General features: G+C 37.2%; 8 protein-coding genes. 5 read left to right on the forward strand and 3 right to left on the reverse strand.

Annotated elements, in window-relative coordinates; all coding sequences use genetic code 11:
- Positions 1-3 precede the first annotated feature (3 nt).
- Complete coding sequence (locus ACN6MX_RS07370) at positions 4-762, forward strand: IclR family transcriptional regulator (protein ID WP_419961979.1); 759 nt, start codon at positions 4-6, stop codon at positions 760-762.
- Positions 763-786: 24 nt separating this feature from the next.
- Here the strand turns inward: ACN6MX_RS07370 and ACN6MX_RS07375 are convergent, their stop codons facing one another.
- Positions 787-1,773: a biotin-dependent carboxyltransferase family protein gene (locus ACN6MX_RS07375; protein WP_419961980.1), complete on the reverse strand. Its 987-nt coding sequence runs from the start codon at positions 1,771-1,773 to the stop codon at positions 787-789.
- Positions 1,770-2,498: a 5-oxoprolinase subunit PxpB gene (pxpB, locus tag ACN6MX_RS07380; RefSeq protein ID WP_419961981.1), complete on the reverse strand. Its 729-nt coding sequence runs from the start codon at positions 2,496-2,498 to the stop codon at positions 1,770-1,772. Before pxpB ends, ACN6MX_RS07375 begins: the two co-directional genes overlap by 4 nt.
- Positions 2,499-2,754: 256 nt before the next feature.
- Between pxpB and pxpA the strand changes: the two genes are divergently transcribed.
- Genes pxpA through ACN6MX_RS07395 form a run of 3 tightly spaced genes read left to right on the forward strand, consistent with a single transcriptional unit; the run spans position 2,755 to position 5,557 of the window.
- Entirely contained in the window at positions 2,755-3,516 is a 762-nt protein-coding gene (gene pxpA, locus ACN6MX_RS07385) for a 5-oxoprolinase subunit PxpA (protein WP_419961982.1), read from the forward strand.
- 12 nt (positions 3,517-3,528) lie between these two features.
- Entirely contained in the window at positions 3,529-4,749 is a 1,221-nt protein-coding gene (locus tag ACN6MX_RS07390; RefSeq protein WP_419961983.1) for an NRAMP family divalent metal transporter, read from the forward strand.
- 16 nt (positions 4,750-4,765) lie between these two features.
- Entirely contained in the window at positions 4,766-5,557 is a 792-nt protein-coding gene (locus tag ACN6MX_RS07395; RefSeq protein ID WP_419961984.1) for a putative hydro-lyase, read from the forward strand.
- A gap of 839 nt (positions 5,558-6,396) precedes the next feature.
- Here the strand turns inward: ACN6MX_RS07395 and ACN6MX_RS07400 are convergent.
- Positions 6,397-7,299 carry a LysR family transcriptional regulator gene (locus tag ACN6MX_RS07400; protein WP_419961985.1) on the reverse strand — a complete coding sequence of 301 codons (903 nt, stop codon included), beginning with the start codon at positions 7,297-7,299 and terminating at the stop codon, positions 6,397-6,399.
- Positions 7,300-7,418: 119 nt separating this feature from the next.
- Here ACN6MX_RS07400 and gltB point away from each other — a divergent pair, with 119 nt between their 5' ends.
- The gene (gene gltB, locus ACN6MX_RS07405; RefSeq protein WP_419961986.1) at positions 7,419-11,951 is read left to right on the forward strand and encodes a glutamate synthase large subunit; all 4,533 of its coding nucleotides are present in this window, start codon (positions 7,419-7,421) and stop codon (positions 11,949-11,951) included.
- Positions 11,952-11,959 lie beyond the last annotated feature (8 nt).

The raw sequence follows: 11,959 nt of genomic DNA on the forward strand, positions 1-11,959 counted from the left end.
TATATGAAAAATAAGACAGTAGTCCGTTCAATGGATGTCTTAAACTTGTTTCTTGAAAACCAAGAACTGACTTTTCAGGAGATAATTGAACTCTCCATGATACCGAAAACCTCTGTCTACAGAATGCTACTAACATTAGAAGAAATGGGTTTCGTAGAAAAAGGGAGTGATTCAAAATATCGTTTAGGTTTATTGTTTCTAACGTATGGAAACCTTGTAGCCTCCCGATTAAATCTAAGACAAATTGCTTATAATATCATGCAGGAATTACATAAAGAACTTAAAGAAGCTATAAATTTAATAATTCGTCAAGGTGATGAAACAATTTATATTGAAAAAGTGGATGTCTATCAAAAAGTTCGTTTATATACTGCAATCGGTAGAAAAAGTCCGCTTTATGCAGGCGCATGTGCTAGGGTTATTCTATCTTTTTTACCTGATCAAGAAATAGAGACTTATCTAAATCAGGTTGAGTTAGAAAAAATTGCAACTGGGACAATTACCACTAAAGAAAGAATAATAAAGACTATAAGAGATGCAAGGGTGAATGGGTATACAATTAGCCATTCAGAGTTAGAGGATTATACGTCTGCAATTGCAGCTCCAATTTTCGATTTTAAAGGAGAAGTAATTGGGGGACTAAGTATTGCAGGTATCGAAGCAAATTATCAAAATGATAACATTGCATTTTATGCCAACAAAGTAATGAATGCTGCTGATGAAATTTCTCGTAAGCTAGGATATATAAAACCTCCTCAATAATACAATTTGAGGAGGTTTTTCAATTTAATGGTTTATCTTATAATTTATGGCTTTTTTAATAAGGTTTATCTTTTGTTCATTTTGAATAAAAACATGTTCAGCTTCTTCTAATGTAACCTCTTTAAATTGGATAGTAGCTGTGGGTTGCAGTTGTGCAAGTGTAGGCAAGTCCGCAGAAATAACTTGACCAATCTTAGGGTATCCACCTGTTGTTTGTCTATCAGCCATAAGAATGATCGGCTGTCCATTAGGAGGTATTTGAATAGTGCCAAATGTAACTCCTTCCGAAAGCAGTTCAAAGTTTTTCGAAAGCGAAAGAGATATTCCCTCTAATCGATAACCCATTCGATCAGATTGTACAGAGATAGTAAAAACTTCTGTCCAAAGATTATGTTGACTTTCTTTATCAAAACGATCAAATTCTGTTCCTTGAATTACCCGAATTACTTGATGTTTACTAAAATTTATCAACTCATTATAATTTATGCTCCAACTGATCTTGTTTTTCTTATTTGTTTCTGAAGTCTCGTATTCCAAATCATATGAATGCGCTAATGGAAGGACATCTCCTTTTTGCAACGCTCTTCCCTTATATCCGCCAATACTAGCACGAAGATATGTACTTTTACTACCCATCACCTCAGGAATATCAATTCCCCCAGCAATCGCTACGTATGCTCTACTTCCATTAATGGCTGTATGAAATTTTAAGATAGAGTCTTTCTTGACGACCATTGGGGTCCATAATGGTGCTGGAATACCATTAATAGTTGGTAAGAAATCACCACCAGTAATAGCGATCAGCGTTTCTTCCTCAAATTGAAGTGTCGTTCCATAAAGTGTTATTTCAAGAGCTGCCTCATTTTCGATATTACCAACTAATAGATTGCCTAGCCTCAATGAATAGGAATCCATTGCACCGCCTACAATTACACCAAACTTTTGTGAGCCATATCTACCCAAATCCTGAATAGTAGTCATTAATCCATGGTGAAGTACTTTTATACTCATTTATTCAACACCTCGTATGCTAAGTATTCCTCAATTGTAATGGATACAAATCGAATTTGATCACCTGCCTGTAACAGTGTGGGAGGAGACTCTTTTGGTAGGAACAAATCAAGTGGTGTCCTACCAATGATTTGCCATCCTCCGGGTGTTTCTAACGAATAAATTCCTGTTTGTTTACCAGCTATACCTACTGAACCTCGTGGTATTGACAATCTTGGAGTTTCTCTTCTAGGAGTTGCTATTCGTTCATCCATACCACCCATAAAAGGGAACCCTGGTGCAAATCCAAGCATATAAACCAAACATTCACTGCTTGTATGAATTTCCATAACCTCTTCTTTTGATAGGTTATGGAATGTCGCTACATTTTCTAAATCAGGACCTAATTCACCTCCGTAGCAAACTGGAATCGTCATAATTCTAGAATCGGTGTTTTTATCCAATGTTATCTGTTGCGCTAGTTTCTTTATATGACTAGCAACTTTATGATAGGCACTAGTCGAACCGGGCTGTGAATTATGCACTACAAATGAATTATAGTAAACAGTTATATTGTTATAAGCAGGTACGAATTCAATTATTCCTTTAAAGGATATACTCGATATTTTCTCAGAGAGACTTTTGACTTGTTTATGTAGTGTAGGATTTATTCCTTCTCCAAGTTGAACAATCAATGCTGAATCACCTAAGGGTTTTATGTTGACTTCTAATTGTGGAGACATCATAGCATGTAAACAACTCCTTTAGTTTCGTATTACGGTACTTAGGTTCTTAAAAATGAATTATATAAATAATTATAATTGTCTAAAATAAAATTACAAGTTCTGTTTTCTTTACCGTTAGAAATACTGATTATTAAAATAATGTCTATTCAGAAAAATCAAACTGTGTTAAACTTTTTTTATATTTCAAAACTTAAGTTCCACATTTTGGAACAATTTATATTTGAAGTTTATATTTAATCTTAGGAGGGGTTGGAAAATGTTTCGAGTAGATTTAAATTGTGATTTAGGGGAAAGTTTTGGGCGTTATCAATTAGGTGAACAAAAAGAGATATTGAAATATGTAACATCTGCAAATATAGCATGTGGTTTTCACGCAGGAGATCCTAGAGTTATGCGAGAAACAGTAAAGCTAGCTATAGACTACGGAGTAAAAATTGGTGCACACCCAGGCTTGCCGGATTTAAACGGATTTGGCAGAAGAGAAATGAATATCTCTGCGCAAGAAGGGTATGACATGGTTGTTTATCAGATAGGAGCTTTACAAGCGTTTTTAACTACATTTGGTGAAAAGATGCAGCATGTAAAACCACATGGAGCACTATTTAATATGGCAGCGAAAAGTAAAGAGCTAGCAGAGGCTATAGCAAAAGCAGTTTATGATGTGGATTCTTCATTAATTCTCTTTGGACTAGCGAATAGTGAATTGACAGCAGCGGGAGAAAGAATTGGGTTACAGACAGCCCATGAAGTTTTTGCAGACCGTACATACCAAGCAGATGGAACTTTGACTGCTCGTCAACACGTGGATGCTTTGATAACTGATACACATAAATCTGTTGAACAAGTTGTCAAAATGATTAAGGAAGGTAAAGTAATATCTCAACAAAATACGGAGGTATTGATAAAAGCTGATACCGTTTGTATTCATGGGGATGGTGAACATGCTGTTACATTTGCACAACAGATTAAAGAAACATTAGAGGGTAACAATATTGCTGTTTCTTCATTAGTGGATTAGGGGGAGTGAAATATGTCAAAAAAGAATATTATGCCAGTGAATAATAACAAGAAAGTTACAAATAGCGTATTACTTGGAGCCGCTTTTTTAATGGCAACTTCCTCAATTGGACCAGGGTTTTTAACACAAACAACTGTATTCACGCAACAATTGGCAGCTAGTTTTGGATTTGTTATTTTAATTTCATTGATATTAGACGTATTTGCGCAATTAAATATATGGAGAATCATTACAGTATCAGGTTTACGTGGACAGGAGATTGCAAATAAGGTATTACCTGGACTAGGTGTGTTTTTAGCAATTCTCATTGTGATGGGTGGATTGGCATTTAATATAGGAAACGTTGCGGGTGCTGGTCTAGGATTGAACGCTATGCTAGGAGTCGATCCGATTACTGGTGCAGTAATAAGTGCAGTATTTGCTATATTTATCTTTGTAGTGAAAGAAGCAGGTAAAGCAATGGACAAAGTTGCTCAAGTAGCCGGTTTTGTCATGATATTACTTATGCTTTATGTAGCTTTTATAACATCCCCTCCAGTAGGAGAAGCGATTGTTAGAACATTTGCACCAACTGAGATTAGTATATTTGCGATCGTTACATTAGTTGGTGGTACGGTAGGCGGATATATTACTTTTGCCGGAGGACATAGACTACTTGATGCAGGAGTAAGTGGAATAGAGTCGATACCAGATGTTACAAAAAGCTCTGTAACGGGAATTGCAGTAACGGGTATTATGCGTGTCGCTTTATTCCTTGCTGTTTTAGGAGTAGTATCGCAAGGGTTGGCAATAGATCCAGAGAATCCACCAGCATCTGTATTTAAACTTGCGGCAGGTGAGATTGGATATCGTATGTTTGGTGTAATCATGTGGGCTGCAGCCATTACTTCAGTAGTAGGGGCAGCTTATACTTCAGTTTCATTTATTCGTTCATTCCACCCGAAGATTGAAAAGTATCATAATTGGGTAATCATATTATTTATTATTGTATCCACAGTTACATTTGCTTTTATAGGAAGACCTGTTAACGTACTTATACTTGTTGGTGCACTTAATGCATTAATATTACCTCTGGCACTAGGGACTCTGTTAATTGGTGCTTATAAAAAAGAAATTGTTGGAGCGTATAAACACCCTCTTTGGATGACGATTGGTGGGGGATTAGTAACCATAATTATGGGTGTTTTAGGTATCATGACACTTATTGAACAAATTCCATTGCTTTTCAAATAGTTAGGAGTGTGATTAAATGAACAATTATAATTCTATGTCACCTAGTAATATACGTGAGTTGATTCGGACTGGAAAAATAACTGGCCCTACAGCTGGAATGTCAAAAGGATATACACAAGCAAATTTAGCAATATTAAAGAAAGAATATGCCTATGATTTCTTGCTGTTCTGTCAGCGAAATCCAAAATCTTGTCCTTTGATTGATGTGACAGATATTGGGTCGTTTACTCCAAATTCGATAGCTAAAGACGCAGATATACGTACAGATATCCCTAAGTATCGAATTTATAAGGACGGCGAATATTCAGAGGAAGTAGCAGATATAACTGATTACTGGGAAGATGATATGGTAGCTTTTCTTATAGGTTGTAGCTTTACTTTTGAAACGCCATTACTAGAAGCGGGTATTCCAATTAGACATATCGAAGAGAATTGTAATGTGCCTATGTATAAGACGAATATTCCATGTGTAAAAGCAGGCATTTTTGAAGGACCGACTGTAGTTAGTATGAGACCTATGTCCTCAGCAGATGCAATTAGAGCGGTACAAATTACATCTCGATTTCCTGAAGTACATGGCACGCCTATCCATATTGGAGATCCAAGTCAGATTGGAATTAGTGACTTAACAAAACCAGATTTTGGGGATTCGGTTACGATAAAAGACGGGGAAATACCAGTGTTCTGGGCTTGTGGTGTAACTCCTCAAGCTGTGGCAATGCAAAGTAAACCTTCCATTATGATTACGCACGCACCAGGATGTATGTTCATTAGTGATCTCAAGGACGAAAAGCTAAGCGTTTTATAAAAAGTGGATTCTGTACAAAAAACATGGAAATCGAAATTTTCGATATCCATGTTTTTTTGTGCGATTTTTAAAAGAAAGTATATAAAAATGTAGCGTGTACACTTGGTTCGTGGACTTAAAAGAAGGAATAATACCACTGAATTCCGTTTCAGGTGGACGCTTTCCGCGGGGTGAGCGATGAGCTATCACCTAAAAAGTAAGAAAGTTGAGACCTTAAAGAGTTGTTTACAATTGAACGAAGGCTAAGAGTGTCACCTTCCACTACAATCAATATAATGTGTAGTGCTCCACTATAAGATATTGCATAGCCTATCGCTAAGATGATAATAGTGATCAATGTTAATATAGTGATAAAATCGTATGTTGAATTAATACTATTCTGTAATGATGGCTGAAGATGAAGAAAGTAGATTTTCTTTTAAACTAGTGGAAATATAGTGAAATTAGAGTTCACTAAATAAAGAAGCGAAATAGCGAACGAATTTGCATCTTCGAGAGCTTACTCTAGGAATAGGTAGTAGCTTTTCTTTAGTTATCCCAAGGTGCATTAACCTGTTTATAAAAGTTGTAGAAGGGCGACGGACAGACAACTGCCATAAGATTACCGAAAAAAGAGCAGCTGGTCGTGACGTTAGTCACGACCAGCTGCTCTAAAAAAACATTCGGTAATACTAAAGCAATAAGTCTGTCCAAAGCCCTTCGAAAACGAAAGATACATGTTTTGAATTAAAAGTAATGGGCGTTTTTTTGCCTGGTTCTTATTAATTCGATAATATATCCACTGTCTTCCAACAGCTATCTTAGAAGGGGTTTTGTACATACTTCCATTCAATAATATTTTATTGATACTGTCCAAGTAATGAGAAAAAATGAATGACAAAATCTTGAAAAACCTTTTCTGAAGGGGATAGATTCCGTGTTGCTGGGCTTATAATTCCAACCGTTCTTCGTATATTAGGTAAATCAATTGGGATTTTCTTCGTGAATCTTGGGGTAGAATCATAAAAAGTACTTTCCGGTAAGAGCGTTAATCCAATCCCTGCGGCAACTAACCCTTTGATCGCATCCATATCTTCACCCTCAGAAGAAACTTTAGGTTTGAAGCCGACAGAATTACATGCTTCGATTACTAACTTTTGCATGATGTAGCCTTCAGGAAAAAGTACAAAATCCTCTTTTCGAAGATCAATGAGAGGTATCTTTTCTCTTTTAGCAAAAGGATGGTTGGCATTCACTAGAATAGAAAAATTTTCTGTAAAAAGAATCGTGTTATTTAAACTACTCTCCTTAGGAGGTAGAGGACCTAAAAAAGCCAAATTAAGCTCTCGTTGTTTAACAGCTTCTATTAAATAATTGTATGATCCTTGACGTAAATGAAAAGCAACATTTGGATGCTCCTTTTTAAATGCAGAAATAACAGTTGGTAATAAGTGACCTGCTAAACTAGTAGGGAAGCCAATTTTAATCGTTCCTTTTTCGGGGTTCAAATATTCATCAATTTGATCCTTAGCAAAATCAATGGCTTGGATGGCAGAGACGCTATGCTCCAAAAAAATCTTGCCAATTGGTGTTAGCTTTACGTTCCTACCTACTCGTTCGAATAATTGAACCCCAAGTTCATCCTCTAAATTTGCTATTTGTCTACTCACTGCCGATTGAGCAACATGTAAATGGACCGCAGCCTCCGAAATATGCTCTCTTTCTGCAACTTCTATAAAGTACCTCAATTGGCGTAGTTCCATCAAATTCCCCTATCTATCTCGATATTAGATGATTTATATCCAAATTATATATTGTTTATATTATTTTGAAAACATACAATATTCCTAACGAACTTTTAAGTTTAAAAGGAGGTATTAACATGACATTTCACCAACTACCCCAAGCACAAGGTATGTATGACCCGTCTTTTGAACATGACGCATGTGGGATAGGTTTATACGCACATATAAAAGGTAATGCAACACATGATATCGTAAAAAATGGACTTGAGATGTTATGTCGCCTGCAGCATCGCGCAGGAAGAGGAGGCGATGGTAAAACAGGTGACGGAGCTGGATTAATGGTTCAAATACCTGATATCTTTTTTCGGGTTGTATGCAATGAATGGAATTTACCCGAAAAAGGTAAATACGGAGTCGGTATGTTATTTTTCACAAACGACTCTAATGAACGTAAACTAATCGAACAAAAAATAAATGATTTGATAACTGCCGAGGGGCAAGTTCTTATAGGATGGAGAACTGTGCCGATCGATGCAAGCCGATTAAGCGATAAAGCAAAGGGAACGGTTCCCTTCGTTCGTCAAGTTTTTATTCAATCAAATGTTGAAATGGAATCATTAGCTTTTGAACGTAAATTATATATTATACGCAAACAAGCTGAGCACTGGGCTGAACGTCAAAGTCTTAAATTTTATTGTGCAAGTCTTTCCAGTCAAACAATTGTATACAAAGGACTGTTAACTCCAGAAGAGGTAGATTTGTTTTATGTCGATTTACAGGACGAATTATTCACTTCTGCATTTTCACTTGTACATTCCCGTTATAGTACAAATACATTTCCAAGCTGGGAGCGAGCACATCCCAACCGATATATTGTTCACAATGGTGAGATCAACACATTACGTGGCAATATCAACTGGATGAAGGCTCGAGAAAAACAATTTGTTTCAAAAGCTTTTGGTGAAGACCTATCAAAGTTACTACCAATTATTGATACAAATGGTAGTGATTCTTCTATGCTCGACAATGCATTTGAATTATTCGTGTTAGCTGGCAGAACTCCTGCCCATACCGCTATGATGCTTATCCCTGAGCCATGGACAGAGAATCCGCATATTTCGGAAGAAAAGAAAGCTTTCTATGCTTATCATAGCAGTTTAATGGAGCCCTGGGATGGTCCAACCGCTATTTCTTTTACAAACGGCAAACAAATTGGTGCTATTTTAGATCGAAATGGATTGCGTCCTGCGCGTTATATTGTTACTAAAGACGACTATATTGTTTTCTCCTCGGAAGTTGGAGTAGTGGACATAGAAGAAGAAAATATTTTATACAAAGAGCGTCTGAGCCCTGGAAGAATGCTATTAGTTGATCTGGAAAAAGGAAGACTAATTTCAGACGAGGAAATAAAAACAGAAATGGCAAATGCTCAGCCTTATCAACAATGGCTAAAAGAAAATATGTATAAGTTTCCCGTAACGGAAGAAAAAGTAGAACAGCTTGATGATTTGATCTTCCGTCAAAAAGCATTTGGTTATACGTTTGAAGATGTGCACAAGTATATGATTCCGATAGCAATGGACGGCAAGGATCCAATCGGGTCTATGGGAAATGATACACCTTTGGCTGTATTATCTGACCGTCCACAGTCGTTATTCAATTATTTTAAACAGCTATTTGCTCAGGTTACAAATCCTCCGATTGATTCGATAAGGGAACATATTGTAACTTCAACAATGACATTGCTTGGAGCAGAAGGAGATTTACTACATCCGAATGCTTCTAATGCAAAACGGATATTCTTAGATACACCTATCTTAACAAATGGTCAATTAGCACATTTAAAAGAGAATAATATAACATCATTTACTACTGTGATACTGTCATTAAAAATGTCAGAAGATTTAGAAATCGATTTAGAAAATCTATCAAAAAAAATTGATAAGTTTATAGAACAAGGAACCTCCCTCTTTATACTTTCGGATAGAGATATTTCAGTGAAGCAAAAAACAATTCCCGTATTATTGGCAGCAAGTCATGTACATCAGCATTTACTGCGAAATGGTAATCGTACGAAAGTAAGTATTCTTGTTGAATCTGGTGAAGTAAGAGAGGTACATCAGTTTGCTGCAATTATTGGATTTGGTGTAGATGCTATCAATCCTTACCTTGCTTATGCCACGATTGGAGAAGCTATACAGGATGGGCACATAACTAGTAGTTATTCAGAAGCAATTGCTAAATATAGCAAAGGGATTGCAGATGGTGTAGTAAAGGTCATGTCCAAAATGGGGATTTCCACTGTCCAAAGTTATCGTGGCGCACAAATTTTTGAAGCTGTAGGTATTAGTAAAGATGTAATGGAGCGTTATTTTACTGGTACAGTTTCCCAACTTGGTGGAATCGATTTAGCAACAATTGCGAGGGAAGCTAGTAATAGGCATGAACAAGCTGTAATTTCGTCAGGAGACTCTTTAGAATCAGGCAGTGATTTTCAGTGGAGAAGCACTGGAGAACATCATGCATTTAACCCTAAAACGATTCATACGCTGCAATGGGCTACTAGAAGAGGGGACTATGGATTATATAGACAATATGCAGAGATGGCCAATGAGGAACGTATTGGATTTTTAAGAAATCTACTCACTTTTGATAAAGGAATTAAAAGAATTCCTCTTGAAGAAGTTGAATCTGTTGATAATATAGTTAAACGCTTTAAAACAGGTGCTATGTCATATGGATCTTTAAGTCAGGAAGCACACGAAACATTGGCTATTGCGATGAACCGAATCGGTGGGAAAAGCAATAGCGGAGAAGGCGGGGAGCATCCGAGCCGTTATGAACTAGATGCTAATGGAGACAATCGCCGAAGTGCTATCAAACAGATTGCATCTGGTCGTTTTGGAGTTAAAAGCCATTACCTCGTTCAGGCCAATGAATTACAGATCAAAATGGCACAAGGTGCAAAACCTGGGGAAGGCGGACAATTACCTGGAAACAAAGTATATCCTTGGGTGGCTGATGTTCGGGGTTCTACAACGGGAGTGGGCTTAATCTCTCCACCGCCGCATCATGATATTTATTCCATTGAAGATATGGCTCAGCTAATTCATGATTTAAAAAATGCCAATAGAGCAGCTAGGATCAGTGTTAAACTCGTTGCAAAATCGGGAGTTGGTACAATTGCAGCTGGAGTAGCTAAAGGAGCAGCAGATGTAATTGTAATTAGTGGTTACGACGGTGGAACTGGTGCATCTCCTAAAACGAGTATCAAACATACAGGTCTGCCATGGGAGCTAGGACTTGCTGAAGCACATCAAACGTTAATGTTAAATGGTTTACGCGATCGTGTAGTGCTAGAAACCGATGGAAAGTTAATGACAGGTAAAGATGTAGTAATGGCAGCATTGCTTGGTGCTGAGGAATTTGGATTTGCAACAGCTCCACTGATTGTCATGGGTTGTATCATGATGCGAGCATGTCATTTAGATACTTGTCCAGTTGGAATTGCCACTCAAAATCCAGAGCTACGTGACAAATTTTCAGGAACTGCAGATTATGTAGTTAACTTCATGAAATTTGTAGCGGAAGAAGTTCGAGAATACATGGCGTTATTAGGATTTAGAACAGTAGAAGAAATGGTTGGTCGGACAGATGTATTACAGGTTAGCCAACGGGCTAAATCCCATTGGAAAGCAAAACAGCTTAATCTTGATGCCCTATTGTACCAACCAGAAGGATCGAGGACTTGGGGCACACAGCAGGATCATAAAATTGATGAATCATTTGATGTGAAGGTTTTACTACCGAAATTGAAAAAAGTAATAGAAAATCAGTCGAAGGCAGAACTGTATTTCCCTATTACTAATAGAGAACGTGTAGTAGGAACTGTAATTGGAAGTGAAATCTCTAAAAAATATGGAGCAAGAGGGCTAGTGGATGACTCTATCGTCTTAAGATTTACAGGAGCAGCTGGTCAAAGCTTTGGTGCATTTATACCAAAAGGAATGACAATGTATATTACAGGCGATGTAAACGACTATTTTGGCAAAGGATTATCTGGTGGGAAGTTAATAGTTACAGCTCCGATTCAAGGTAAAGCTGAACAAAATGTTATCGCTGGGAATGTTGCGCTATACGGGGCAACAAGTGGGACTGCATTTATAAATGGACGTGCTGGGGAGCGCTTTGCAGTTCGAAATAGTGGGGTAGATGTTGTTGTGGAAGGTATTGGTGATCATGGTTGTGAATACATGACAGGTGGTCGCGCAGTTATTTTAGGGGATGTAGGAAAAAATTTCGGGGCAGGAATGTCCGGCGGAATTGCATATGTACTTGTGGAAGACGTGAGCGGGTTTAAAGAAAAATGTAATACAGAAATGATTGGATTCGAACAAATTCAAACTGCGGATGAGCTACATTCTGTACGTCAATTAATAATGGATCATTATTATTATACGAAGAGTACAAAAGCAATGAACTTATTGGATAACTGGAATGAGGCATCTGGCGGATTTGTGAAAGCTGTGCCGAATGATTATAAGAAAATGGTGGATAAAATCCAGTCGTTTAAAGTTCAAGGCTTAACAGATGATGCAGCTGCAATGCAAGCATTTTTGGCAACTTCAAATGAGAAGGATAAGGAAACGAAAGTTCTGGCAAAAAAGTAAGGAGAGGG

Source organism: Psychrobacillus sp. BM2 (assembly GCF_048572895.1).
Lineage (GTDB): Bacteria > Bacillota > Bacilli > Bacillales_A > Planococcaceae > Psychrobacillus.

Excerpts from the sequence above, each read along its gene's own strand:
- pxpB (WP_419961981.1), bottom strand. The coding sequence starts at position 2,498 with ATGATGTCTCCACAATTAGAAGTCAACATAAAACCCTTAGGTGATTCA.
- ACN6MX_RS07400 (WP_419961985.1), bottom strand. The coding sequence starts at position 7,299 with ATGGAACTACGCCAATTGAGGTACTTTATAGAAGTTGCAGAAAGAGAG.
- pxpA (WP_419961982.1), top strand. The coding sequence starts at position 2,755 with ATGTTTCGAGTAGATTTAAATTGTGATTTAGGGGAAAGTTTTGGGCGT.
- ACN6MX_RS07390 (WP_419961983.1), top strand. The coding sequence starts at position 3,529 with ATGTCAAAAAAGAATATTATGCCAGTGAATAATAACAAGAAAGTTACA.
- ACN6MX_RS07395 (WP_419961984.1), top strand. The coding sequence starts at position 4,766 with ATGAACAATTATAATTCTATGTCACCTAGTAATATACGTGAGTTGATT.
- gltB (WP_419961986.1), top strand. The coding sequence starts at position 7,419 with ATGACATTTCACCAACTACCCCAAGCACAAGGTATGTATGACCCGTCT.
- ACN6MX_RS07370 (WP_419961979.1), top strand. The coding sequence starts at position 4 with ATGAAAAATAAGACAGTAGTCCGTTCAATGGATGTCTTAAACTTGTTT.
- ACN6MX_RS07375 (WP_419961980.1), bottom strand. The coding sequence starts at position 1,773 with ATGAGTATAAAAGTACTTCACCATGGATTAATGACTACTATTCAGGAT.